This window comes from Caballeronia choica (genome assembly GCF_001544535.1).
In the GTDB taxonomy this organism is placed as follows: Bacteria; Pseudomonadota; Gammaproteobacteria; order Burkholderiales; family Burkholderiaceae; genus Caballeronia; species Caballeronia choica.
The window spans coordinates 1-24772 of the sequence record NZ_FCON02000065.1; the positions used below are offsets into that span (position 1 = coordinate 1).

Sequence of the window (24772 nt, forward strand, 5' to 3'; positions counted from 1 at the left end):
GAAGCCCGTCACGCAGCCACCATGAAAGAGGCCGCCTGAGTTGCAAACCCGTGTCCAGACAATCCGAGCCGGTACACAAATGGCTCTCCGAACCGCCGAATGCCTGGGTAAAAAGCGTTCTCGGGTTTCGACAATTCAGCATGCGCGGACTGGCCAAGGCCCAGGCCGAGTGGAAACTCGTCTGTGCGGCGCTGAACCTCAGGAGAATGGCGAAAATGACGTTCGCGTAAGCCCCGAAGAGGGGGCAACTTTGTCCGATTTCGCTCTCGGGCAAACCATTTGACGCGCATTGGAGAGCGAAACCGGGCCCGGCGTTGATGCCGGTCGCTGCGGCGTCAGTATCGACGGCTCAAATTCCGTCTGCCGCGCACACTCCTAGGTCTAATCGACCTGTTTCAGGCTATCAGGGCTGAGCCCGCGTCGATCACCGGCATTGCAACGCGGCTTGGCCGAGACCGGAGCGCGGTAAAGCGGGATGTAGACGCGCTGCAGCACGCCGGCCTTGTTTCGGTCGAGACTGCAGTGAATGCCGGTCATGGCAATCACAAGTAGTGCGGGCGGTAGTGTCGCGGATCGATTTGCACGTGTTGATTGACTGACTGGAGCTGAGACGAATGGGGCAGAGAACAGGTGTGCTTCGATACCGAGCAAGTAACGGCAACGACTATCGAAAAATGCGCAACCGACCCGGTATCGCCATATCGGGTTGCCGATGACTATCTTGAGATGATCGGCTGGCTGCTGCTCGCCTTTTACGCATGGGCTCGGACGCTCCGTCTGGTTGCGCGTGCCTCAGGTGATGTCGCGTTCTACGTTGACAAGCGCGTAAGGGGCCGCTACTTCTTCGGCTTCAAGGTTGCCGAATTCTCGTATCGCAACAACTCGTAGAAGACGGGTGTTAGACCAATCTGCCGATCTTTAACCGGGCATTTGTCGGATTGTTATAGGGCGGCGAGCCCCCACACCTAATGGAGACCGCATGTCATCGACTGTACGCCATACGGCATCGCGGGCCTCACGCGCTGCATTGATGCCGTGTCTGTGTCTGCTCGCAGCGATACGAGATGCTGACCCGGGAATGCAACTTCAGGTGCCGTGTGTTTTTCCGGGCCTACCGTGCGGCCCAATCGCGATGACGGTCACGGCGCCGATCAGCATCAACGCGGCGAGGTAATACTGGCCCGCCGCGAGCGTGTGGGTCGACTCGTTGAGCCAGCCGACGATGCCGGGACTTACAAGACTGCCAAGACCTGCGAGGGTGCTGATCAATGCGATGCCGCCCGCCGCAGCCTGCTTGCTGAGATAGAGACTCGGCATTGACCAGAACGGACCCGTAGCCGCGAAGGTTCCGGCAGCGGTGACGACCAACGCTGCGACGGAAAGCGTGGGATTCGACGACACAAGCGGCAGTGCAGCCCAACCGATTGCTGCAGCGACCCCCGAAAGGGCAGCGTGCCATCTGCGTTCCTTGCGGGCGTCGGAGTGCCGAGCGACGAAATATTGGCAGACGAAGCCAGCGATGAAAGGCAGCGATGAGAGGACACCGATCGTTGCAATGTCTGTGACACCGGTCCTGTTAATGATCGTCGGCAACCAGAAAAACACATTCGACGTGCTGGCGAGCAGGGCGACGCCCATACCGGTCAGCAAATAGAAACGCGGCGAAAGAAGCGCTTGCGCAAAAGACTTGTGTTCCGTCGAGCGGGTCGCCTCGCCATCCGCTCGCAAGTCGCGTTCAATGATGGCGGCTTCATCCGACGAGAGCCACGGTGCCTTCGCCGGCGTATCGTGCAGCAGGCGAAACACCACGAAAACGAGTAGCAGCGGCGGAATGCCCTCAATCAGGAAAAGCCATCGCCAGCTTCGCAGTCCTGCCACCCCGTCCATCGTGTGCATGATGAACCCCGACAGCGGACCGCCGATGATGCCCGCGATGGGAATCGACGCCATGAACAACGCGGTGAAGCGCGCGCGGCGCGAGACCGGCACCCAGAAGGTCAGATAGAGCAGGATGCCGGGGAAAAGTCCCGCCTCAGAGGCGCCGAGCAGAAAACGCCATAGGTAATAGCTGTTCTGGCCGGTCATGGCAGCGAGGCCCGCGGAGCACACTGCCCAGAGCACCATAATCCGCAGGAAAGTCTTTCGTGCGCCGATCTTCGCCAACAGCATATTGCTCGGGATCTCGAACAGCATGTATCCCGCGTAAAAAATCCCCGCCCCGATACCGAACACTGCCTCTGAAAGGCCTAGATCGTGCAGGAAGCTGAGCTTGGCGAAACCGACATTGGACCGGTCGATGAAAGCCACCACGTAAAGCAACATGAGGAGCGGCATCAAGCGCCAGAGCAGCTTTCTGTAGACGGCATTCTCCGCGGTAACGCCTGCGGATAACTCGCGGGTATGCGACGCGGATGTTTGTATGGTCACGAATGTCTCCTCTTTGAACTGGCCCAGCCGAGGTATGAGAGCGCCTCGACAGCCGAATTAGAAAACTTGGCGGCATAAAAGTCAATAACATGTCCTATAGGGTTTTCACGAGCAGTATTGACGAACGAACCATATACAATGCGACGCAGGACTCCCAACATGCTCGACCAAGACCTCGGCTTGGCAGGCTCACGACTGTTTTGGTCGGATCCACAGCTGTCAACGGGCCTACTCGTAACGGACTCAAATTCGAGGGCGATCGAATGGATAGCGAAACTCAACAAGCATTCAAGGATAGCGCCAAGGATCTCATCAGCCGCGGCGTTCCAGCGCGACGGCGCACTCTGATGTTGACCGGCGACGGAGCCGTGGATCGCGTCGTCTGGCGACAGATGGCAGAGGCGGGCTGGACATCGGTGCTGATCTCCGAGGACGACGGTGGACTCGGGCTGGGTCTGGCCGAGGTGGTAGCCATTGCGGAAGAGGCTGGCGTAGCAGCGTTGCCCGAACCGTTTATTGCGAGTGCGATCCACGTGGGCGTCGTGCTCTCTGCGGCACGCGAGTCGGCCATGGCGCAAGAGTTGATGAGGGAGCTGATCGCCGGCGATCTGATTGCCGGCGTGGCCTGGCAGGACGAGCCGGGGCAACTGGAGCCGATCGACGGCACGCGTCTGCACTATCAGCGGAGCGCTGAAGGCGTCGTCCTGGAGGGAGAACGGCACTTCGTCACGCCGGTCGCGGGCGTGGACGGTTGGCTCGTCCTTGCGTCCGGCGAGGCTGGACCCGCTCTGATCTGGATTCGCGCGGACGTCCCTGGCATCACCGCAAATGGCGCGCCGGGAGTCGGTGGCGTGCCAGCCGGCTCGCTAAGTCTGAACCGCATCAGGGTGGCTTCGGAGCAAGTCCTTCTGTTCGGTGAAGCAGCGGTTGCGGCCGTCGCCTGCGCCAATGATGTCGCACGCATCGCCCAGGGTGCCGAACTGGTCGGGGTCGCACGCGCGGCGCTGACGACTACGATCGACTACATGAACACGCGTGTACAGTTCGGCAAGCCGATCGGCTCGTTCCAGGCGTTACAGCATCGTCTCGTCGATGCGTACATACAGGTCGAGCTTGCCGCCGCGGCCGTTCGCGATGCGACCCATGTGGATCTCGACTCTATCCGCCAACGCGCGGCCGCTGCCAGCCGTGCGAAGGCGCGCTGTGCGCAAGCGGCGCTCCTGGTGACACGTCTTGCGGTTCAACTGCACGGTGCCATCGGATATACAGAAGAGGGACCGATCGGAACTTACCTGCATCGCGCCATCACGCTTGCCGCGCTACTTGGCAACGAGTCGGCTCATCGCCGCCGTTACTTCGCAAACCAGCCAGCAATGGCGCGTGACGCCCATGACGAGAAAGACCGCTTGCGTCAGACCGTATTCCCGCGCGACGCTGACTGGGAAGCCATGTCCGATGAAGCTTTCCGGCAGATGCTGCGCGACTTTTTTGCGACGTATTACCCCAAAGAACTGCGCCACGCGCCGCGCCGGCTGCACTGGCGCGAGATCGGTGGCTGGTATCGCACGCTCGCCGCGCAGGGCTGGATCGCGCCGGCGTGGCCGAAGGCGTTTGGCGGCATGGCGCTCCCCCCGGACAAGCTGATCGCCTACATCGAAGAGCAGGAGTTTTACGGCGTCGGGCGTCCTCCTGACCAGGGGCTCATCATGCTGGGGCCGATCTTGTTTCGTTTCGGCACCGTAGCACAGCGCGAGCGCTTTCTTCCGAAGATCCTCTCTGGCGAGCACGTGTGGGCACAGGGTTATTCGGAGCCGAACGCCGGCTCTGACCTCGCATCGCTGCGTACGCAAGCAACGCTCGATGGCGATGTGTTCATCGTGAGCGGGCAAAAGACGTGGTCGACGCTAGCGCAGGACGCGACGCACATGTTCATGCTGGTCCGCACCGACAACAGCGGCAAAAAGCAACACGGCATCACCTTTTTGCTGGTCGATCTTAAGTCGCCCGGTGTGACAGTGCGGCCGATTCGTACCATCGCGGGCGACGAAGAGTTTTGCGAGGTCTTTTTCGACGACGTCCGGGTCCCGGTAGAGAACTTGGTGGGCGAGATTCACAAGGGCTGGGACATCGCCAAGCAGCTGCTCGGCTTCGAGCGGATTTTCTCGGGCAGCCCGAAGCACTCACAATACACGCTCGGCCAGGTTAGGGAGCTGGCGGAGTCGCGCGGGCTTCTCGCCGATCCGGTATGGGCCGATCGTTACGCCCAGGCCATGCTTGATGTTGCCGATCTGGGCTCTGCCTACGCCGGTTTCGCCGAGATGGTCAAGCGCGGCGACACGCTGCCTGCTGAAGTGTCGTATCTGAAAATCTGGGCGACCGAGACACACGAGCGTGTGGCCATGCTGCTCAACGACATGGCAGCCGAATCGGCGATGCAGCGCGGTGCTGTCGATGCTGGCGGCAAGCCGGTGCATGTCCATATGCCGCTTTACAGCGCCCTTGCGGCGAAGATCTTCAGCGGCAGCAACGAGATCCAGCGAAACATCCTGGCGAAGCAAGTGCTGGGATTGCCGACCTGATGGAGAGAATGATGAATCAACTGATGACCAACATTCGCGTGCTCGACATGAGCCGCGTGTTCTCGGGACCGTGGGTGGGCCAGATGTTCGCCGACTTTGGCGCGGACGTAATCAAGGTCGAACGGCCCGTGCAGGGTGATGACACGCGTCACCAAGGCTTTCGCGTGTGCAATGCCGACGGCGAGGAAACCGCGGAGACGTCGTCATTCGTCGCTATGAACCGTGGCAAGCGCTCGATCACGATCGATCTTTCGCAAGCGGACGGTCAGGCGCTGGTGAGGAAGCTCGCCGCACAGTGCGACGTACTAGTCGAGAACTTCAAGGCTGGCGACCTGAACCGCTATGGGCTCGGCTACACGGCACTGCGAGAGATAAATCCGCGGCTCGTCTACTGTTCGATCAGCGGCTTCGGGCAGACCGGGCCCTACAGCAGCCGGCCCGGCTACGACCCGATCTTCCAGTCGATGAGCGGGCTGATGGCGATGACCGGCGCGCCCGACGGCACTCCCGGCGCAGGTCCGCAAAAAGTGGGGTACGCGGTGTCGGACCTGACGGCAGGCTTCTACGCGCTGGCCGCCACGTTGGCCGCTCTTCACCATCGGGATACGGTGTCAGGCGAGGGCCAGCACATCGATATCGCGTTGCTCGACGCCCAAATAGGCGCGATTTCCCACATGGCCCAGAACTACTTCGCCTCGGGCAAGCAGCCCCCACGGCTTGGTACCAGCTCGGAGATCACATGCCCTTACCAGGCGTTTGAGTGCAGCGATGGGCAGGTAATGGTGTCGGTGGGCAACGACAGTCAGTTCCGCAAGTTCGCTAGCGCTATTGGCCACCCGGAACTTGCGACGGACGAGCGCTTTCTGACCAATCCCAAGCGTGCGGCGCATCGCGCCGTGCTAATTCCGCTGATCGCCGAAGCACTTGCAGAAAAGCCGGTGGCGCATTGGCTCCACGCGCTGGAGCAACAAGGCATTCCATGCGGCCCGATCAACGACTTTGCCCAGGCATTCGCCGACCCGCAAGTCGTCCATCGCGAGTTGCGACGCACGCTCGAACATCCGACGATCGGCGCGTTGCCGTTCGTCGCCAATCCGGTGAAGTTTTCCGGTACGCCGGTACGTTATCAGCGGCCGCCTCCGCTGCTGGGCGAGCATACGAACGAAATCCTCACTGAATTGCTCGGGATGAGCCTGTCCGAAATCGGGCGCCTGCGGGAAGCGCGCGTGGTCTAACACCCTTTAAAAGCCTCGTGACGAAGGCTTAAAGGTTAAAAAGATAAGTTAATGTATCAACGCGTTGTGCGTCTATATCGTTAGCGCCTCCTTCCCGATTATTGCATCAACGGACAACATCATGAGTGGACCTCTTTCTCACATTCGCATTCTCGACCTCAGCCGCATTATGGCAGGGCCATGGAGCGCACAGATTCTCGCAGACCTCGGCGCCGATGTGATCAAGGTCGAGCGCCCGGAAGTAGGCGACGATACGCGCAGCTGGGGACCGCCGTTTCTGAAGGATCCTGACGGCGGCGCGTCGAAGGAGTCGGGATATTTTCTCTCAGTGAATCGCGGCAAGCGCTCGGTCGCGCTGGACCTGGCAACACCCGAAGGACAGGAAACGGTTCGGGCGCTCGCTGCACAATGCGACGTCGTGCTCGAGAACTTCAAGACCGGTGCGTTGAAGCGCTACGGCCTGGCCTACGACGACTTGAAAACCGTGAAACCGGATCTGATCTATTGTTCGATCACCGGGTTCGGCCAGGACGGCCCGAAGTCCGAGAATGCGGCTTACGACTTCATGATACAGGCAATGGGTGGTCTGATGAGCGTGACGGGCGAGCGCGACGACGAGCACGGCGGCGGCCCGCAAAAAGTCGGCGTGCCGATCGTTGACATCATGACCGGGATGTACGCCACCATCGGGATTCTTGCCGCACTCGCGCGCCGCAGGGAAACCGGCGAAGGCGAGTACATCGACGTCGCAATGCTCGATGTTCAGGTCGCATTCCTGGCCAATCAAGCGATGAACTATTTGGTCTCCGGCAATCCGCCGGTTCGCAATGGCAACAAGCATCCGAACATCCAGCCGCAGGACGTCTTCAAGTGCCGCGACGGCTATCTGGTGCTGGCTGTCGGCAATGACGGCCAGTTCCGAAAATTCTGCGAAGTGATCACTCGCCCCGACCTCGCCGACGATGAGCGCTTCGCCTCGAACGCGCAGCGAGTCAGCAACCTCCCGGCCCTGCTCGCCATCATCCGGGAGGCGCTGCTCACCGACGACCTCGCAGTCTGGCTCGCTAAACTGGATGCCGCGACCGTCCCGTGCGGACCGATTAACACGATCCCGATGGTTTTCGAAGAGGCTCAGGTGAAGCACCGCCAAATGCTGCGCCACCTACCTCATCCAGTCTCCGGCACGGTGCCGCAGGTGGTCAGCCCGCTGCGCCTGCGCAACGCGCCGCTGAGTTTCGATCGCGCACCGCCTTTGCTCGGACAGCACACGGATGAAGTGCTCCGGCAACTCGGCATTGAACGACACTGAGGCCGGCGCCGCTAAGTTTGCCGAATGACATTAACTCTCAAGGATTGAACGTGGCCCGCATTCCTCTTTTCTCGCCCGAGTCGATGACCGACGAGCAGGAGCGCGTCTATCGCGCTGTCGTCGATGGACCCCGAGGGACCGTTGTTGGTCCCTTGCGGGCGGCGCTGCATCGTCCCGAACTGGCGGACCGCTGGCAGCGCTTCGGGGAAATTCTGCGCTTTGGCACGACGTTACCCGCGCGCCTGACAGAACTTGCTATCGTTGTCACTGCGCGGCGCTGGAACAGCCAACTCGAATGGCATATCCACGCCGGGGCGGGTCTACGCGCCGGCCTGAGCCAGGACGTACTCGACGCGATCAAGGTGGGAGCCGAACCCATCTTCGGGGACGCGGAAGAGGCCGACATCTATGAGTTCGCGCGGCAGCTGCAACAAACCGGCAATGTCGCCGAGGAGGTGTATCAGCGAATCATGCAGCGCTGGGGCAAGGTCGGCGTGGTCGAACTCGCAGCGGTAATCGGCTACTACACGCTCGTTTCGATGACCCTTAACGTGCATGAGATTCCGTTGCCCGATGATGTAGCACCTCCCCTCGATCCGATCCCGCATTCGAGCGCGGGGCCCGCTCACGGCGAGACCTTGCCGACGCTCGCACGCTGCTCGTTCGCGCCGAAACCATTCTCAACTGTCACCGTTTCTCCGTCCGCACGCTCGGAGCACGCGGCGGCGTCGCCGAAAAGTCAGTAGCCTATTCAACCGGTTCTTTGGATTAAACTAGGAGGGATTGTCTCCATGTGGCCCGGGCGATCAGCCCGGCCGGATACGCTACGAGACGCTAACCGGAGTTGCAATGAGCACAGAGGCCGCCCTGAAGGAACCAGCCATCGATTTCAGCCTCAGCGGCGTGGCCCGTTATATACAGCTTGCGACGCTGTTCAGGCGCCGGATCGAGTCTGGTCAATGGAGCGTCGGCGAGCAGATTCCGACCGTCGATGAGCTGGCCGAGGAGTGTGCTGTCGCCCGGGCGACGGTGCGTCAGGCGCTCGGCATCCTCGAAGTAGACAAGCTCATCGAGCGCTTTCGCGCCAAGGGCACGTTCGTCATTCAGAAGCCACAGAGCCAACTCTGGTGCGAGGTACCGACCGATCTGTCGGGCCTGCTGCTGGCGGCTGACGGCGCCAAGATTGAGCTTCTCAAGACCGAGAAGGGCGTGATGCCGGCCAACATCCTGCACACCACAGGCAAGCTCGCGCCGTCTTACCAACACTGGCGCAGACGCCATTCGCGCGAAGGTCAGCCGTACTATATTGGGGATGCCTACATCGATGAAAGGTTGAGCCGCCGTATCCCGAAGGCCGCATTCAAACAATACACGACGATGCGAATCCTGCGAGACATGCCAGATCTCAAACTCCAGGAGATTCATCAGACCATCACGATCGGCACAGCCGATGTCGAACTGTCGCGCATGCTGGAGATTCCTCTCAACGCACCAGTCGCACACGCCTATCGCACAGCAACTGATGCGGACGGGACGATCGTTTTCGTCGGCAACGGGGTGTATCGGGGAGATGTGGTGCGCCTGGATATCAAGGTAGCGTTGTGACAGGCGGGCGTCGGAACGCTCGGCGCCCCATGACGTGCACCATCGGTGTTTTCACTAAATTTTTTTTTGTGCGATATAGGTCAAACACCCATATAATTAACCTAAGAGCGGACGGCTCACGTTGCTGAAGTTCGATTCCGCCTGTTTCGTACATTCTCGCAATGTTCCCGAAGGATTTCCGCAGATGAAACTTCACTGGTCACCGCGTTCGCCTTTCGTTCGCAAGGTCATGGTGTGCGCGTACGAGACAGGCAACTCCGATAAGTTCGAATGCGTGCGTTCGCCAGTCGCGATGGACAAGCCCAATCTCGATCTTTTGCCCGACAACCCGCTGAGCAAGTTGCCCACACTCGTTCTCGACGATGGACTGGCGTTGTTCGATTCGTCGGTGATCTGTGAATACCTTGATACCCTGCACTCGGGCGCGCGTCTTTTTCCCGCCGAGGGCCGCGAACGGTTCGTCGCGCTGCAACAGCAGGCGTTTGCGGACGGCCTGCTCGACGTGTTGTTGCTCTGGCGTCAGGAGCGTAACAAGCCGCAGCAGCAACAGCGCCCAGAGTGGCTCGCCGCCTTTGGCGTCAAATCGACCGCATCGCTCGATGCGCTGGAGAAGCTGGCACCTTCCCTGCGCCTCGACGCAATCAACATCGGCGACATAACCATCGCCTGTGCCCTGTCTTATTACGATTTCCGTCTTCCGGACCTGCAGTGGCGCGACGGGCACCCGGCGCTCGCTGCATGGCATGCCCGTTTCGCGGAACGCGATTCGATGCGCCGCACTGGACCCGGCGATGGCGAATAGCTCCATGAACGACGCAATCGATCCCCTGCGTCCGGTCGATGTCGTGCCCGCAAAGATGCCAAGTCCGCCAGCCATACCGCTTCCACTGAACGCGTGCGACGCCCATTCGCATGTATTCGGACCCTATGATGATTTTCCCTTTGCTACCGCCTCAAGCTATCCTCCGCCGCTCGCTCCGGCAGCGACCTATCTGGCCATGCTGGACACGATAGGCGCAAGGCGCGGCGTGCTGGTGCAGCCGGCACCCTACGGCACGGACAACACCGCGCTGATGGCCGCGCTAAGGTCGGGCGTCGGCAGGATTCGCGGTGTCGCGGTCGTCAATGGGGACGTGCCAGACGAGGGACTGCATCGGCTCGAGCTGAGCGGGGTGTGCGCGTTGCGCTTCAACGAAATGCCGAGCCCGCAGACCGGCAAGCCTTTCGCGGGCAGTGTCGGCCTGGATGCCGCGCTAGCGCTTGCGAGCCGCATGAAAGCGCTCGATTGGCACGCCCAGGTCTGGGCTCGATGCAGCGACGTTCCGGCCATCACAGAGAAACTCGATCGGGTCGGCTTGTCGGTGGTGTTCGAGCACATGACGTGCTTTGACCCGTCGCTTGGCACCGGCCACCGCGACTTTCAAAACGTGCTGGCGCTGATCCGCGAAGGTCGAATCGGCGTGAAGCTGGCGCTCTGCCGGGTGTCGAAGCTGCCGCCGCATTACCAGGACCTGCGCCCGTTCCACGATCTCATGGTTGAAGCCAACGCGCGGCAACTCGTGTGGAGCTCTGACTGGCCCTACGTACGCATGGGCGATGCTGCGCCGGACGTGGGTGCGCTGGTGAATACGTTCGATGAATGGGTGACCGACGCGTCCTTGCGTCACACCATCCTTGTCGATAATCCTGCGCGCTTCTACCGTTTCGATGACTGGACCGCGCGACACATCTTCCGAAAAGGCAACCCATGTCACTGAGACTCGAAAAAAGCGATGATATCGCGATCGTCACGCTGGACCGGCCGCCGGTCAACGCGCTCACGCTCGCACTTTACGGTGAGATCGCCGATCTGTTCGAAAGCCTCGGCAACGAACTCGACGTCCATTGCGCGATATTCACCGGCGCCGGCAATCGCGCGTTTTGCGCGGGGCTCGATCTCAACGAATTTCTCAGCGCTACGCCCGAGCAGGACCCCGAGCGCGCGGCGATCGTGCGCAGGACGTTCTCCGCGGTCTATCGCTGCCCGATTCCCGTCATCGCCGCGATCAACGGTCCGGCGCTCGGAGCTGGCTCGGTGCTGGCCACCGTGTGCGACATTCGCATCGCCGCGAGCAATGCGCGGTTTGGCACGCCCGAAATCAATGTCGGGCGCTGTGGCGGCGCTGCACACCACGGCCGGCTGATTCCGCAAGGTGCATTGCGGCGCATGTATTTCACGGGCGAACCGATTGGCGCGCAGGAAGCGTTCAGGCTCGGCCTGATCGATGAGGTGGTTGAACCCGAAGACTTGATGCTGACGGCACTCAAGCTTGCCGCGAAAATTGCCGCCAAGAGCCCACTTGGATTGCGCTATGCAAAGCAGGCGCTCAACGACATCGAATCAATGCCGCTCGAGGCCGCTTATGAACACGAGCAGGGCTATAGCACGAAGCTGATGTACACGGAGGATGCGCGTGAAGCAACGCGCGCTTCCGTTGAGAAGCGTGCGCCTGTTTTCAAGGGTCGCTGATTTACTCAAACGCGAGAATAGCTCACGAGGACGTCAGAACAGAATGCCGCAGGCGTCCTGATCTGCGAGCGTCCCGAGCCGACGGTCGCGCTCATCCGCATTTAATCGCCCCGAGCGCCAAAACCCGCTCAGCCTGGAAGCCACGCGGCTGTTGGGAGGCGTTTGCCGCAGCGGAAGCTGACTCGGACGTGTGCGTGATCGTTGACCGGTAGCGATACGTTCTTCGTCGGCGGCACTGACATCGGCGAGATGTTGCACATGACTCCGGCGAACATGCGGCGCGAGACACGAGCCGAGTTTTTCGAACCATCAATGCGTGCCGCAAGCCCGTGATTGCGGCGGTCGAAGGCGATGCCCTGCGCCGTGGCTGTGAGTTGGCGTTCGCCCGCGACATGATCGTCGCAGGACGCGGGGCGCGATTCGGTCAGCCCGAGATTTGCGTCGGCATCATGCCTGGTGCGGGTGGAACGCAATGCGTCTGCTACGGACCAGCGGGAAGTATCTGCCAATGAAAGGTCCTGACCGGCGAGCGGGTCGATGCCGAGATGGTTTTCGCCATGGTCTCGTCTCCGAGGTAGCCGACGCAGGTTTTGACATGGAGCCATCGCTGGCGCAAGGCGTTTCCAGTTTCTCTTCGATACCAGCGATCAGGAGGAGGGCATGAGGTCGTTCCCCGAAAAGCGTCCACCGGTGTATCGCGGATCGTGAAGCTCGCATCTGCATCGTCGACGAAGACGAAGCGCCTGACTCATTTTCTAGCGGTTCGACGCTTGCCGCGGAACTTGTCTTCCGCGTCCATCCGCTCGAATCTACTTTAAAGCTCAGTAATCCTTCTAAAATCGACGAAGGGCTACGGCTTCGCAACTTTGAGCGCTCGCGCGGCATCTTCTCGCGTGGGCGGTGTTGATGGGAAGCGCAGCACCCACGCTCAGTGCCAGCGCCGAACGGCGGTTTTTGGGTCACGCGTGGCCCGGTAACGCCAGCGAACTGAAGAACGCGATGGAGCGATTGCGGGCGCTCGCGCGCAGTGCGCTCGTGACGGAAGACGACCTCGCTTTCCTCGATGCCTCGGCGGCGGCTTTGGCGCAAGCCGTCGCGTTGAACGATGCTCTGCCAGACTTGTCGCTGAACGAGGCCGTCGAACGGCTGGAATGGGCAGCGATCAAGCGAGTGCTTGCCGCATCGTCGGGCAATCGCGCGGAAGCGACGCAGGCTCCGCATCAGCCGGCAGTCGCTTCATACGAAAGCATCTTGCTGATCTGCGGGCCGTCACTGAAGAAACGCGGGCTGCCGCCAAGCGGTGCATTATCTGGGAGAGGCGCGCGGGCAGTGTCGGCCAGTCTCTCGAGTACCCGTCACGCAGCCAGCGAACACGCGAACGTCCGTAGTGAAAGTGTAAGGCTGCGCGCGTGGCAACTTATTGTCCAGCGTGTTGGAGGGGCGAAACGGCGCAAGGCTCACCAGACCGTCCTGAAGAGAACGCCCGCGGGTGCAATGTGGTGCCGGCCATTGCGCGATGCAGTCGTGACGATGGCTTCGTAAATCATGGCGGGGAAAGCTGGTCACGGCGACGGACCAAGGGCCGGCCGCTTAGCAAATACTATCCTAAGCGGAGCCGTTAGCTTACCTTAGCTTTTCAGCCGACAGCACGCTCAACGATCACGCTAAGCCGCACGTCAGTCACCTGCAAGGACAAACGGGCTGACGGCGGGGCCAGGCGCTTAACGCGTCGCGATATACATCGTGATCTCGAAACCAAAGCGCATATCGGTGTAGCCCGGTGTGCTCCATTGCATAGTCGTCTCCCTCAAGTTATCAAACGAAACTGCAGTGTAACCCGTCATCCATTTTTTCGGCAACATTCCACAGCGACAAGCAGCGCCGGCCTACGCATGGAAGACGCCGCGTCGGGCAAGGCCGTGTTCCAGCGCTCAAGGGATACGGGCGGCAACACGGATCTGTCGTGGCATCACGGCTCTGGTGTCGAAGTTCGCGTGCACAGCGAGCGAAAAAAAATCGATCTGACTCGGACTGCGAATGACAGACACGCTGAACGGAAAAAACATGACGAGGTCATGGTGATCATGGCCGACGACGTTCCAGGGATAGATTTGACAAAACCGTGTGCGGGCCTCGGATTGACCGGCATGCGCGAGCGTGTCGAGGCGATCGGCGGCGCCTTCTATATTGCCAACCAGCCAGCGGCTTTCTGTTCTGCGCACGCGTGCCGGTTCAGGCCGGACTGCCCGAGCAGAACGAGCTTAGCGAACCGGCCAAGTTGGCGAAATCGATGAAATGACGACCGATGCGGTTTGACATCTGCGCAAGCTGCACCCCGTTGTCCGCGCCGAGCTTCTGCCGGATCACCGATTGATGATTGGCAATGGTCTTCTGGCTCATGCCGAGTCTTTCCGCAATGCTCGGCAGTGTGTCACCTAGCGCGCACGCCTCGCCACTCCGCAGACCGCTTCCTCCGATACGTCGGGAGCGCTTGCCTTGGTCAGGTAGCCGCGTGCGCCAGCATCGAGCGCGCGTCGCACGAATATCGTCTTCTCGTGAACGCTGAGGATCAGCACCTGGGCGTCCGGCTCACGCGCGAGCATTAGGCGCATGGATTCAATGTCGCTTGCGCCCGGCAAGGCGAGATCCAGCACTACAACGTCGGGTCGCAGCGCGCAAAAGCGCTGGTACGCCTGCGCGGCGTCAGCGGCTTCGCCTGCCGTGCCACATCGGGACTGAGTTCGAGCAGGCGCCGGTAGCCTTCACGCACCACGGCGTGGTCATCGACCAGGAGCACAGATATATCGGCGGCGGTCATTTTCGGGCTCGGCGAGATCGGCAACGCTTTGATGGTTTAGGGTGCGGCCGTAGTGTGGCGCCGCTAACCGAAGTGAATTGCTGTCATTGCGAAACGTAACCAGGTGCTGTCAGGCTCGCGTTCAATAGCCGCTTTGCGCGCCACGTTGATGACGAGTTCGTGGTGTGGTGATTTATCGCAGACCGGGTCGGCGTTGGCCGGGTCCCGGTCAGCAGATACGCCTGGCAGCGGCAGCCGCCGGCGTCGAGGGCTCGCCGAGTGCACGCGCTTCGCGTAACATGCCGAGCCATTGATCGGTGGAAAGTTCGCTGCTGTGATCGGTGTAATTGACCGGGTTGTAGCAGAACGCACAATGCAACGGTCACTGGTACGTCAGGTCGGCGAGCAACCGCAGCGGCGAGGCAATATCGGTCATGTAGCCGCCTCCAGCGCATCCGTGCCGCTCTGCTGCCGCCACGAACGAACGCACTTCGCTGCCGATGTCCTGCGCATTGAAGGCTTGCTGCAAGTCTGGAATCAACGCATCTATGTCGCGTGTGCCATCGCAACGCTTCAGAATATCTCCGGCGCCCATCAGGCGGTCGCGGACGATTAGCTGCAATTTAAGCACGCATGGCCACATGCAGCACAATTACGGCGATGAGGGATCCAGGCGTGCGATCGGCGCGTGGTTACCGCTGGAAGCGCGGACATCGATACATGCGCGCCAAGACGGTCAAACACAGCCCGTCACCGTTATTCCTCGCTCCGCATCAACTATCAGGTAATACTATCCAATAGTGTTATCCAATTTATGGGTTCCCCGGGTGCTACGGGATACGCAATAAGCGATTGATTTGCCGCCACTGCACTCGGCTAACAATTGATAGCAGCCTGCAATCGCTGAATGATAGGTCAATGCGGGACGTTCTTCATATGCACGGCATGCATTCCCGGCATTAACGATGCCGCCTATACATCGCTCCCTACGGGCCGCGATACTTACATCGCACACTGGAACGCTGGGAAGGAAGGGATTTTAGAGAAGCGTTCCAATCGCTTATTCAGGCGGAATATTAAGGGAACAATCATGATTGTTGGAGACATCCTTCGTCGCAATGCATTTCTATACGGCGAGAGGCCGGCGGTCATTTGCAATGGCCGTGCCGTCACGCATGCCGATTTTCTTGAACGCACGCTCAGGCTCGCCCAAGGCCTGCGTTCGAAGGGCTTGCAGCGACAGAGCCGCATCGCCATCCTCGCCCAAAATGCCCCGGAATACCTTGAACTGTACGGCGCGTGTGAGGAAGCGGGGTTTGTTGCTGTTGGTTTAAATTACCGACTCTCAGATGCGGAACTGACGGATATTCTGATCGATGCGACTCCTGCGGTCCTCGCCTACGACGAAGAGTTCGCGAAGCGCGTCGACGCTATCATAAGTGGGCTCGGTGAGCCGGTGCAGCTCCTCGAAATAGGCGGCGACGCCGACAGTGAGTTCGCTTATGAGCGACTGATCGAGAACAGCCTGCCGGAAGAGAACGCGCCACGTGCAGATGAAGAAGATACCGTGTGTATCTTCTACACGAGCGGCACAACTGGTCGACCAAAAGGCGCAATGCTGCCCAACGGGGGCCAAGCGGCCCAAGCCGAGATCTACGCTCGGGCGGTCAAGGCGAAAGCAACCGATCGCATGCTGATCGTCATGCCGCTTTTCCACTGCGGCGGTAAAAACCTTGAAATGATGTACCGGTCTCAAGGCGCCGCAATCGTCCTTCACAAGTCCTTCAACCCCCAAAGCATCATTGCAAGTTTCCTCGAAGATGGGGTCACCGCGGCTCATCTGGCGCCGGTAATGATTCACCAGATCATCGACGAGTTGGATAAGGCGCCCAAAAAATTTCCCCTGCTGCACACGGTCCACTACGCATCGGCCCCAATGTCGGTCGCGCTGCTAAAGCGGGCGATCGGCCATTTTGGACTGGTCTTCGTTCAGAGCTACGGTATGACAGAAAACGGCGCCGGCACCTTCCTCGACAAATTCCAACATGTCCTCGAGGGGCCCGAGACCGAGGTCGCTCGACTTGCGTCAGCCGGTAAGCCGTTTGAGGACACTGAACTGCGCGTCGTCAACGATGATGGAAGCGAAGCTGAAATCGGCACGATTGGCGAAGTTTTGACTCGTGCTCCCGGAATGATGAGCGGTTACTGGAAAAATCCGACGAGCACTGCCCAGGCATTGAAAGACGGGTGGATGTGCACGGGCGACTTGGGGTATCTCGACAAAGAGGGTTACCTGTTCATCGTCGATCGTAAGAAAGACATGATTATCTCCGGAGGCGAAAACATTTACTCCCGAGAGGTCGAAGAAGCCCTTGCGAGTCATCCATCGGTCTCGGAAGCGTCCGTGATCGGAGTGCCTGATTCGAAGTGGGGCGAGGCGGTGAAGGCTTTTGTCGTGCTCCGCACCAACGCTGTGGCGACGGAAGTAGAACTGATCGACTACGTTAAGAGCAAGATAGCTAGCTACAAAAAGCCGAAGAGTATCGACTTTGTCGGTTCGCTGCCGCGTCTGTCGAGCACAAACAAAGTCGATAAGAAAGCGCTAAGAGCGCCATTTTGGGCCGGTAAAGAACGTAGTGTCGCTTAACCGCGTTACAAAAACGTCCAGGAGTAATTCGATGTATCCGATTGTATTGACCGACGAGCAACGAGCGATCAAGAATGCCGTGCGACGGCTAGCGACCGAAAAATTCGCGCCGAAGGCGGCGTATTGGGACCAAACTTATACTCCACCGCTCGAGAACCTGCAAATTCTGGCGGAAAACGGCTATACCGGGATCTGTCTTCCCGAAGAGTATGGCGGGTCCGGATTGGGCGTGTTTGAAAACGTATTGATTTTTGAAGAAATTAGCCGAGCCTGCGCGAATACGGCGATGTTGTTAAACGTCACGGAAGGTGCCGCATCACGCGTGATCATTGGTTTGGGCACAGAAGAGCAAAAGCAAAAATATCTGAGAAAGATGGGGAAGGCGGAAATATTAGCAGCGTGGTCAATGTCTGAGCCTAATGCTGGATCTGATCTCGCCGGCACGCAGACCAAGGCAGTCCTAAGGGGCGGCGAGTATATCGTGAACGGGAGCAAGCTGTGGTGCACCGCCGCTCAAGTCGCAGACGTCTTTATCGTCTTCGTGCGCGTTGGCGAGGAGGACGGATTGAGAGGAGTCGGCGCGCTCCTGATTGACAAAGACACATCAGGCATGACGATTGGAAAACATCTGGATCTTATCGGCCTGCGCGGAACTGGGATGGCAGAACTCGTATTTGAGGACGCACGGGTTCCGGCCGAGAATCTGATCTTGCGCCCAGGGCGCATGAAGGATCTATTTACCTTAATGGCGTCAGACCGCATCGCGGGTAATCCACCTATCGCGTTGGGAATTGCTCAAGCAGCATTCACCGCCGCCGTACAACATTTGCGAGACCGGAGCCAGTTTGGCAAGGCACTTATTGAAAATCAGGGGCTGCAATGGCTACTTGCCGACATGGCGACGAGCATCGAGACGGCACGCGCGTTGATTTACAACGCCGCCTTGCGTACCGACGCGAACGGCGGTGTCCCCATTTACGAGACATCAATGGCCAAGATCGTCGCCAATGAGATGGCGGTCAAGGTGACAAATCAGGCGATCCAGATGGGAGGTTCGTTTGGGCTGTCGAATGAATACCCATTTGAGCGCTACTTCCGTGACGCACGAGGTCTTTCGATCGGTTACGGGACGACCGAAGTGCACCGCAACTCGGTCGCCCGCGACATCGTGAGCGGTGCGTATAACTGCTGATATCGAGCTGTCTGCTTGGCGAGCATGGAAGCAGGGTTAAAAGGGCGGCGAGCGGGCGTGTTCTTTAATAAGCGGAGGGTCCTAACGGTCCCGCATGGTCTTGCCGAGATATGGTACTGAACTCAGCTTCTACACGCACGGCGAAACGTCGGACGCAAGTTGGCGCATCAATGCCGGAAGTTGGCCCCAACCTCCTCTTCCCCAAGTTCCGATAACCGGCGACAGGAACGCTCTTGACAGAGGTTAACGTCTTAACGTGGCTTTGGTTTGAATTGAATAGGCTATGAAACATATTCTTCTCGCTTTCAGTAGCCCGGTGACGGGAACGAAGCGGCTTTCGAGAAGTGGTACCGGGAGATACACATTCCGGAGATGCTCTAGCGGCCCGGATTCGTTGCCTGCGAGCGTTTCCAAGCAAGTTCTTCACAAATGGGGCGAACCAGGTCTCAAGAATTTCTAGCGATTTGGCAGATCGAGACGGAGAACCTGGACGCGGTGTATCGTGAACTCCGCGCTGACTTGTCGTCTCGTACGACCGGCACCGACGCTTTCGATACGGAAGCGACGGTAAGCCTCAGCTTCACAGCCCTATGGACCAAATGCTTGCGCGACGTTCAACCACATGTCTACCGCTGCTAGAGGACTGGAAATGCCTTTATTAATGAAAGAGGCCGACGAACGCGTCGCCTATTTGACATTGAATCGACCCGATCGCCGAAATGCGCTCAACAAGGAGTTGTGTGAACAGTTGTGTTCACAACTGGTCAAATGCGCTGAAGACGAAAGTGTCAAAGTCATTGTCATTCGTGGTGCGGGTACGGCATTTTGTGGGGGGGCCGACGTGACAGAGATGCGCGCATCTTCCAGTCAGGCGGATATAGTCGCATATGCCGAGCGGAACGCGCACCTGTTGAAGCTTGCACCCAGCTTGAGGGTTCCCGTCCTAGCCGCTCTGAACGGTCCGGCCGTAGGAGCCGGTGCCGCGCTGGCGCTTGCATGTGATGGCATTGTGATGGCCGAACACGCGACCCTCAGCTTTCCGGAAATCCATCACGGTATCGCGCCTCTTCTCGTTTGGCCTAGCCTGGAACGTCACGTCGGCCGCTTAGCGGCCTTCGAAATCCTGACGGGAGATGGCCCCATTACCGCATACCAGGCATTGGAACGGCGGTGGGTGAATCGAGTAGTGAAGTCCGAGGATCTCCAAACCGAAGTACGCGCATGGGCGCTGAAGATTGCGGCGCTGTCGTCGTCGGCGCTAAGCGGAATGAAGCGTATCGCTTTCGCGAGTGACGGTTGTTCGCTCGAGGGATCTCTATTGAAGGCAGTCGACGCATATAAAAATCAGTAGCGCCTCAATTTTAGAACGTACATATTCCACGGAGGCAGAAATGTCAGAAAAGAAGAGCGAAAAAGGCTCATCATCGATCGCAAAAGTTCAGATTGATAAAATCACAGTTCGCGGACTGGATTTGTGCGAGGACGTTATTGGCAAAACGAGTTTGACGGAATACTTCCTTCTCTTGTTGTCCGGCGAGAAGCCGAGTGCCGAACTGATCAAACTTGTAGACGCCTCCATGGTTTCCATCGCAGAGCACGGGCTCGTTCCGTCGGTACAAGCTGCACGTATGACGCTGGCGTCGGCTCCAGACGCACTTCAGGGTGCCGTCGCCGCAGGCTTGCTGGGTTGTGGATCCGTCATCCTAGGTGCATCAGAAACCGCGGGACGGCTGCTCGTCGAGATTGTCGCAGAGGTGGCTGGCGGAACGCCGCTTGAAACTGTCGTGAGAACGCGTTTAACCTCGATGCACCAACAGCGGATCTCCCTTCCAGGCTTCGGTCACCCGATTCACCGCAACGGTGATCCTCGGGCTGCCAGCTTGATCGCGTACGCGCAGCGATTGGGAACCCGCGGCAAGCATACTGAGGCGGTGGAGGAACTGGACCGGCAAGTTGAGGTCGTGTATGGCCGAAAGCTCCCTCTCAACGTCTCGGGCGCGATCCCGGCGGTTCTGCTGGACGCGGGCTTCCCAGTAGATTCGCTCCGCGGTATTCCAATCATGGCACGCACGGCGAGCTTGATCGCCCATTTGGCGGAAGAACGAGTTAAGCCGATAGGGTTCAAGCTCGCCGCGGCCGCAGATCGCTCAATTGACTTTGACGGTGTCGAGGCGATTTAGCGGGTGACATTGCGAGAGGCGGTGTCCGTAGGCGGGAAGCGGACGACCGATCTGGGACGGCGCGCCAGTGAAGATGAGCAGATCAACGGCTCCGTGGGCGCGCGATCTGATGTGTGATGCCAAATGACCAAAGAAAGAGGCACCCTTCGACGGCAAAAGGAAAAGTGGTTTGCTGGCGCCCCCGTTCGAATAACGAGATGCGAGGTGCGTACGCCAGTGAGATCTCGCTGCGTCCGCATAGAGTCTTCTTTTGAGAACAACCGGTTGACAATCATTTTCTTCCGCCACGGAAACGGCTCCTGGCAGCTTTTCCCACCCGCAGGCAGTCTTCCTGCCATGGGCCACGCCGGCTTTCGCGTTGTTTCCGGACTCGTGGAGGAAGTGACGGCCGACCCTTGATGAGGAGCCAAGCTCAACTGTCATTGACGGACGCGCGGCGGCTACAAACCGCCGGCAAAGGTGAGCCGTAAGACCGTATGCCGAACTGCAGTGTGGGCAATCACACCTTGTGCCAGTACACTGGATTGGATTGTTCCTTCCAGCCAGTATGCGCCCGCACAGGCCTTCACAGCGACTGCCATCGTTCACATACGGTCATTGGCAAGGAGGGTTTAACTGCCTCCCTGTCGCTATCTCGCCCCTACAAACGTGTTTGTGCACGTCTCGCGCGCGAAGTAGCAAGCAATGCTCAGCCGCATCGATCTTGACAGTGAGCCACAACACGACACCATATCAACTTTCCCAGGGACAATTTGTTCCCAAATGGGGTGGAACGATTCTAATGCGGTGGGGCCCGACTGGGCCGGATGCCAGTAAAGAATCGATTCCCCAGACGTTCTGGCAGCGGCGGCAGGCATCGATGTGCCTTCGCACACTCAATGCGAATGTCAATTTCGCGCACACACTCCCTTAATTCTAGCCTCAACTCCGGGCCGACCGTAACCGGACCGAGGTTCTTGCAAGCGGGGATAGTCCCCAACAGTGCTTAGATAGGGCTATGGGCGCGCGGTATGCCATGCGCCCGATTCATTCAATGTATGCAGTGGGTCGTCTGTACAGGTTTGGACAGACTAAACAGAATGACCTCTACGTTAGAGCACTAGAAGAGGCGACGGAGATGACTCATGAAACACCCAGGAGCTTGTTTGAGAAGGTTTGGGACGCCCATGTCGTAGCGTCGCGTGGTTCCGACGCAGCACTACTGCACGTCGACCGCCATTTGGTCCACGACTTGTCGGGCGGTGAAGGACTGTACGAGCTCAAGGCAAGAGGGTTAAAGGTCCGAAATCCGGAGCTAACCATTGCCACGCCGGATCACACAATTTCCACAACGCCGGGTCGTGCAGACACGATTCCCGTTGCGCAGCGGCTTCTCAGGGACTTCCGCACGCTTACGAATGAGGCAGGCATACGCTTGTTTGACGTCGACACGGTGGGCCAAGGAATTGTTCACGTGATTGGTCCGGAGCTTGGCCTAAGTTTGCCGGGATCGGTAATCGTCTGCGCCGACAGTCATACTTGCACTCACGGCGGACTCGGCGCGTTGGCATTTGGAATTGGAACAAGTGAAATGCAACACGTGTTTGCGACCCAGACAATCGTGCAGAGACAACCGAGACTGATGCGCGTCGTCTTCGTTGGCAAGGCAAACGGAATCACGGCAAAGGACATGGTGCTCCATCTGATTGGAAGAATAGGAGCAGGCGCCGGCAGCGGCTTCGCCGTCGAGTACTCAGGGGAAGCAGTTCAAGCGCTCGAAGTAGAGGCACGTCTGACACTATGCAATCTTTCGATCGAACTCGGTGCGAAGGTCGGTATGGTCGCTCCCGACGACGTAACGATCGAGTATCTCGCTGGTCGACCATTCGCGCCTGCGGGCCCGCTTTGGGACGAAGCGCTGAAAAATTGGCACTCCCTCAAAAGTGATGAGGGTGCCGCTTTTGATAGGGAAGTCTTGATCGACATATCCAACCTTGCGCCGCAGATTACGTGGGGAACGAGCCCTCAGGATGTAATTGATGTCAGCGGCACAATTCCGGACCCACAAAACGAGAAGGATCCAAAGCGTAGGCAGGAAATGATCGATGCACTGAAGTACATTGGGCTTGAACCAGGACAGCGTATCGAGGGAACGCCTGTCGATGTTGTCTTCATCGGTTCATGCACAAATAGCCGTCTCTCCGACTTGCGTGAGGCAGCAAAGGTAGCCCGCCGCGGAAAAGTTGCGCCGGGCGTAAAGGCGTGGGTGGTACCAGGGTCTGAGTCCGTCAAACGGGCCGCCGAAGCCGAGGGCCTCAACCGCGTATTCACGGACGCCGGTTTTGAATGGCGAAGTCCGGGTTGCTCGATGTGTCTCGCCGTCAATGGTGAAACGGTAGGGCCAGGTCAAAGAAGTGTGTCCACGTCCAATCGGAACTTTGTTGGTCGCCAGGGCCCGCGCGCTCGGACCCATTTAGCTAGTCCAGCGATGGCAGCGGCGGCGGCGCTCGCCGGATGCATTGTCGACGTCCGTAAGCAGGAGCAGTGATGGAAACGTTCACTACGTTGACTGGCCGTGCAGCCCCACTTGTGCGAGCCAACATTGATACCGACGTCATTATCAGAATCGAGCGTCTCGCTGCCCTCAAGCGGTCCGAGCTAGGCGCCTACGCTTTCGAGGCTTTGCGCTTTAAGCCTGATGGGAGCGAAAACCCGGACTTCGTATTGAACACGGCCGACTACCGCGGCGCGCCGATTTTGATTGCCGGCGCCAACTTCGGTTGCGGAAGCTCGCGCGAACACGCTGTATGGGCTTTGCAGGGCCTCGGCATTCGATGCGTCATCGCACCTAGCTACGGCGACATTTTCTTCGGTAACTGCTTTCAAAACGGATTGCTGCCCGTCGTACTGCCGCAGCAGACAGTTTCTCGCATCGCGTCGTTGATCGAAGCGAGTCCAGCTACGACGGTCTCCGTCGATCTCGAACGTCAGACGGTGACACTGTCCGACGGGGAGGGATTTTCGTTCGTGGTAGAGCCTGCGCGGCGCACTCAGATGCTTGAGGGACTCGATGAGATCGCCGTGACGCTGTTATCCGAAAGCGTTATCGATACTTTTCAGACCGCAGATCGGATCCGGCGTCCATGGATTTACTTGCCTACCGATGGAGCGCTAGCAAATGACTGATAAGAAGAAAGTTCTGTTTTTGGGCGGAGACGGCATCGGACCCGAAGTGGTGGCAGAAGCGCGACGGATTGCCGCATGGTTCCTGGAGCATGGGCTAAACGCGACACTATCGGACGGTTTGTACGGGATGTCTCAATATCGGATCGACGGACGTCTGATTTCCGTGGACGTGCTCATGCAATGTAAGCAAGCCGATGCAATCATTTTCGGTGCGACCGGCGGGGCAGAGATTGAGGCCCTGCCTGCAGATGTCATCGAGAGCGGCGGACTGCTTTTCCTGCGCAAGGAACTCGATCTATTCGCGAACCTCAGGCCAATCAAAGCGATCGATGCCCTACGAGATGCGTCTACGCTAAAGCCCAATGTGATCAAAGACGTCGACTTCGTTTTCGTTCGTGAGCTGTGCGGTGGGATCTATTTTGGAACCCCACGTGGCATCGAAACCTTGCCGAACGGTCAACGGCGCGGTGTCGACACCCAGGTATATACCAGCGGCGAGATTCGAAGGGTCGCGCGCGTGGCCTTCGAACTCGCACGCAGTAGGAACAAGCATCTTTGTTCCGTCGAGAAGTCGAATGTTATGGAGTCCGGAAAGCTATGGCGTGAGGAAGTTCAGAGGATGCAGGCCGAGGAGTTCGCGGACGTAGAGCTTACCCATATGTACGCCGACAACTGTGCGATGCAACTCGTGCGGCGCCCGAGCCAGTTTGATGTCATCCTCGCAGATAACCTCTTTGGTGACATCCTTTCCGACTGTGCAGCGATGATTTGCGGGTCGCTGGGCATGCTGCCGTCGGCCTCGCTCAGCGCACCCGATGAACGCGGGCGACACAACGCACTGTATGAGCCTATCCATGGCAGTGCCCCTGACATTGCAGGAAAAAGCCTCGCGAATCCATTGGCGACCATCCTCAGTTTTGCAATGGCGCTGCGTCATTCGCTCGGTGCTGCGGGTGACGCCGATTTGTTGGAACAGGCGGTGCGAAAGGCCCTCGATGATGGTGCACGGACCGCAGACATGGCCGGGCCAGACGAGCGCAAGCTATCGACCGTGGGTATGGGTGATGCCGTGATCCGTGCCTTAGAAGAACTGTCGGCCCCGAGTGCTCAATGAACGCGCGGGGCCC

22 protein-coding genes and 3 pseudogenes are annotated in these 24772 nt (G+C 59.1%); 20 read left to right on the forward strand and 5 right to left on the reverse strand.

Translation table 11 applies throughout. The features are described from left to right. From AWB68_RS24855 to AWB68_RS24865, 3 genes are all read left to right on the forward strand, one after another. Nucleotides 1-230: transposase (locus AWB68_RS24855; RefSeq protein WP_235028486.1), on the forward strand; the 230-nt coding region annotated here is incomplete at its 5' end. A 202-nt stretch (nucleotides 231-432) separates the two neighbouring features. Beyond that, nucleotides 433-552 carry a hypothetical protein gene (locus tag AWB68_RS51115; RefSeq protein WP_327383211.1) on the forward strand — a complete coding sequence of 40 codons (120 nt, stop codon included), beginning with the start codon at nucleotides 433-435 and terminating at the stop codon, nucleotides 550-552. A 78-nt stretch (nucleotides 553-630) separates the two neighbouring features. Beyond that, complete coding sequence (locus AWB68_RS24865; protein ID WP_087647007.1) at nucleotides 631-888, forward strand: hypothetical protein; 258 nt, start codon at nucleotides 631-633, stop codon at nucleotides 886-888. Between the two features lie 198 nt (nucleotides 889-1086). Here AWB68_RS24865 and AWB68_RS24870 read toward each other — a convergent pair whose 3' ends face one another. Then, the gene (locus AWB68_RS24870; protein WP_087647008.1) at nucleotides 1087-2427 is read right to left on the reverse strand and encodes an MFS transporter; all 1341 of its coding nucleotides are present in this window, start codon (nucleotides 2425-2427) and stop codon (nucleotides 1087-1089) included. Between the two features lie 263 nt (nucleotides 2428-2690). Between AWB68_RS24870 and AWB68_RS24875 the strand changes: the two genes are divergently transcribed. The 10 genes and pseudogenes from AWB68_RS24875 to AWB68_RS51505 all read left to right on the forward strand — a co-directional run. Next, nucleotides 2691-5006, forward strand: coding sequence for an acyl-CoA dehydrogenase family protein (locus tag AWB68_RS24875; protein WP_087647009.1), 2316 nt, complete (start codon nucleotides 2691-2693; stop codon nucleotides 5004-5006). 11 nt (nucleotides 5007-5017) lie between these two features. Beyond that, nucleotides 5018-6241 carry a CaiB/BaiF CoA transferase family protein gene (locus tag AWB68_RS24880; protein ID WP_087647010.1) on the forward strand — a complete coding sequence of 408 codons (1224 nt, stop codon included), beginning with the start codon at nucleotides 5018-5020 and terminating at the stop codon, nucleotides 6239-6241. A 121-nt stretch (nucleotides 6242-6362) separates the two neighbouring features. After that, on the forward strand, nucleotides 6363-7550 hold the full coding sequence (locus AWB68_RS24885) for a CaiB/BaiF CoA transferase family protein (RefSeq protein ID WP_087647011.1): 1188 nt from the start codon (nucleotides 6363-6365) through the stop codon (nucleotides 7548-7550). Between the two features lie 50 nt (nucleotides 7551-7600). Continuing rightward, nucleotides 7601-8296, forward strand: coding sequence for a carboxymuconolactone decarboxylase family protein (locus AWB68_RS24890; RefSeq protein ID WP_087647012.1), 696 nt, complete (start codon nucleotides 7601-7603; stop codon nucleotides 8294-8296). A 103-nt stretch (nucleotides 8297-8399) separates the two neighbouring features. Then, nucleotides 8400-9155 (forward strand): GntR family transcriptional regulator, encoded by a 756-nt coding sequence (locus AWB68_RS24895; RefSeq protein WP_087647013.1) that lies wholly within the window; start codon nucleotides 8400-8402, stop codon nucleotides 9153-9155. 184 nt (nucleotides 9156-9339) lie between these two features. Continuing rightward, nucleotides 9340-9957, forward strand: coding sequence for a glutathione S-transferase family protein (locus tag AWB68_RS24900; RefSeq protein ID WP_087647014.1), 618 nt, complete (start codon nucleotides 9340-9342; stop codon nucleotides 9955-9957). A gap of 4 nt (nucleotides 9958-9961) precedes the next feature. Further along, complete coding sequence (locus AWB68_RS24905; protein ID WP_087647015.1) at nucleotides 9962-10912, forward strand: amidohydrolase family protein; 951 nt, start codon at nucleotides 9962-9964, stop codon at nucleotides 10910-10912. Beyond that, nucleotides 10903-11664, forward strand: coding sequence for an enoyl-CoA hydratase-related protein (locus AWB68_RS24910; RefSeq protein WP_087647016.1), 762 nt, complete (start codon nucleotides 10903-10905; stop codon nucleotides 11662-11664). Before AWB68_RS24905 ends, AWB68_RS24910 begins: the two co-directional genes overlap by 10 nt. A gap of 329 nt (nucleotides 11665-11993) precedes the next feature. Further along, entirely contained in the window at nucleotides 11994-12176 is a 183-nt protein-coding gene (locus tag AWB68_RS24915) for an enoyl-CoA hydratase-related protein (RefSeq protein ID WP_235028487.1), read from the forward strand. A 373-nt stretch (nucleotides 12177-12549) separates the two neighbouring features. Next, nucleotides 12550-13206 (forward strand): annotated as a pseudogene (locus AWB68_RS51505) (AAA-type ATPase lid domain-containing protein); the annotation flags it as partial. Between the two features lie 179 nt (nucleotides 13207-13385). Here AWB68_RS51505 and pqqA read toward each other — a convergent pair. The 4 genes and pseudogenes from pqqA to AWB68_RS51510 all read right to left on the reverse strand — a co-directional run. Next, entirely contained in the window at nucleotides 13386-13460 is a 75-nt protein-coding gene (gene pqqA, locus AWB68_RS50840) for a pyrroloquinoline quinone precursor peptide PqqA (protein WP_087647033.1), read from the reverse strand. 135 nt (nucleotides 13461-13595) lie between these two features. Further along, nucleotides 13596-13886, reverse strand: a complete 291-nt coding sequence (locus AWB68_RS51890) for a hypothetical protein (protein WP_160110060.1) — start codon at nucleotides 13884-13886, stop codon at nucleotides 13596-13598. Between the two features lie 10 nt (nucleotides 13887-13896). After that, a pseudogene (locus tag AWB68_RS24935) lies at nucleotides 13897-14482 on the reverse strand (response regulator). A gap of 253 nt (nucleotides 14483-14735) precedes the next feature. Then, nucleotides 14736-15104 (reverse strand): annotated as a pseudogene (locus tag AWB68_RS51510) (PqqD family peptide modification chaperone); the annotation flags it as partial. A gap of 447 nt (nucleotides 15105-15551) precedes the next feature. Here AWB68_RS51510 and AWB68_RS24950 point away from each other — a divergent pair. The 7 genes from AWB68_RS24950 (at nucleotide 15552) to leuB (ending at nucleotide 24759) form a co-directional block, all read left to right on the forward strand. Further along, the gene (locus AWB68_RS24950) at nucleotides 15552-17108 is read left to right on the forward strand and encodes a class I adenylate-forming enzyme family protein (RefSeq protein WP_160110061.1); all 1557 of its coding nucleotides are present in this window, start codon (nucleotides 15552-15554) and stop codon (nucleotides 17106-17108) included. A gap of 31 nt (nucleotides 17109-17139) precedes the next feature. Then, nucleotides 17140-18300 (forward strand): acyl-CoA dehydrogenase family protein, encoded by a 1161-nt coding sequence (locus tag AWB68_RS24955; protein WP_087647020.1) that lies wholly within the window; start codon nucleotides 17140-17142, stop codon nucleotides 18298-18300. A 622-nt stretch (nucleotides 18301-18922) separates the two neighbouring features. Continuing rightward, nucleotides 18923-19651: an enoyl-CoA hydratase/isomerase family protein gene (locus AWB68_RS24960; protein ID WP_087647021.1), complete on the forward strand. Its 729-nt coding sequence runs from the start codon at nucleotides 18923-18925 to the stop codon at nucleotides 19649-19651. 40 nt (nucleotides 19652-19691) lie between these two features. Continuing rightward, nucleotides 19692-20480 (forward strand): citryl-CoA lyase, encoded by a 789-nt coding sequence (locus AWB68_RS24965; RefSeq protein WP_087647022.1) that lies wholly within the window; start codon nucleotides 19692-19694, stop codon nucleotides 20478-20480. 1117 nt (nucleotides 20481-21597) lie between these two features. Then, nucleotides 21598-23007 carry a 3-isopropylmalate dehydratase large subunit gene (gene leuC / locus AWB68_RS24970; protein WP_087647034.1) on the forward strand — a complete coding sequence of 470 codons (1410 nt, stop codon included), beginning with the start codon at nucleotides 21598-21600 and terminating at the stop codon, nucleotides 23005-23007. Further along, on the forward strand, nucleotides 23007-23645 hold the full coding sequence (gene leuD, locus AWB68_RS24975; RefSeq protein WP_087647023.1) for a 3-isopropylmalate dehydratase small subunit: 639 nt from the start codon (nucleotides 23007-23009) through the stop codon (nucleotides 23643-23645). Before leuC ends, leuD begins: the two co-directional genes overlap by 1 nt. Continuing rightward, nucleotides 23638-24759, forward strand: coding sequence for a 3-isopropylmalate dehydrogenase (leuB, locus tag AWB68_RS24980; RefSeq protein ID WP_087647024.1), 1122 nt, complete (start codon nucleotides 23638-23640; stop codon nucleotides 24757-24759). Before leuD ends, leuB begins: the two co-directional genes overlap by 8 nt. The last annotated feature ends 13 nt before the right edge of the window (nucleotides 24760-24772 follow it).

Coding starts and splice junctions, on each gene's coding strand:
- AWB68_RS24875 (WP_087647009.1), top strand. CDS start 2,691: ATGGATAGCGAAACTCAACAAGCATTCAAGGATAGCGCCAAGGATCTC.
- AWB68_RS24880 (WP_087647010.1), top strand. CDS start 5,018: ATGAATCAACTGATGACCAACATTCGCGTGCTCGACATGAGCCGCGTG.
- AWB68_RS24885 (WP_087647011.1), top strand. CDS start 6,363: ATGAGTGGACCTCTTTCTCACATTCGCATTCTCGACCTCAGCCGCATT.
- AWB68_RS24895 (WP_087647013.1), top strand. CDS start 8,400: ATGAGCACAGAGGCCGCCCTGAAGGAACCAGCCATCGATTTCAGCCTC.
- AWB68_RS24900 (WP_087647014.1), top strand. CDS start 9,340: ATGAAACTTCACTGGTCACCGCGTTCGCCTTTCGTTCGCAAGGTCATG.
- AWB68_RS24905 (WP_087647015.1), top strand. CDS start 9,962: ATGAACGACGCAATCGATCCCCTGCGTCCGGTCGATGTCGTGCCCGCA.
- AWB68_RS24910 (WP_087647016.1), top strand. CDS start 10,903: ATGTCACTGAGACTCGAAAAAAGCGATGATATCGCGATCGTCACGCTG.
- AWB68_RS24950 (WP_160110061.1), top strand. CDS start 15,552: ATGATTGTTGGAGACATCCTTCGTCGCAATGCATTTCTATACGGCGAG.
- AWB68_RS24955 (WP_087647020.1), top strand. CDS start 17,140: ATGTATCCGATTGTATTGACCGACGAGCAACGAGCGATCAAGAATGCC.
- AWB68_RS24960 (WP_087647021.1), top strand. CDS start 18,923: ATGTCTACCGCTGCTAGAGGACTGGAAATGCCTTTATTAATGAAAGAG.
- AWB68_RS24965 (WP_087647022.1), top strand. CDS start 19,692: ATGTCAGAAAAGAAGAGCGAAAAAGGCTCATCATCGATCGCAAAAGTT.
- leuC (WP_087647034.1), top strand. CDS start 21,598: ATGACTCATGAAACACCCAGGAGCTTGTTTGAGAAGGTTTGGGACGCC.
- leuD (WP_087647023.1), top strand. CDS start 23,007: ATGGAAACGTTCACTACGTTGACTGGCCGTGCAGCCCCACTTGTGCGA.
- leuB (WP_087647024.1), top strand. CDS start 23,638: ATGACTGATAAGAAGAAAGTTCTGTTTTTGGGCGGAGACGGCATCGGA.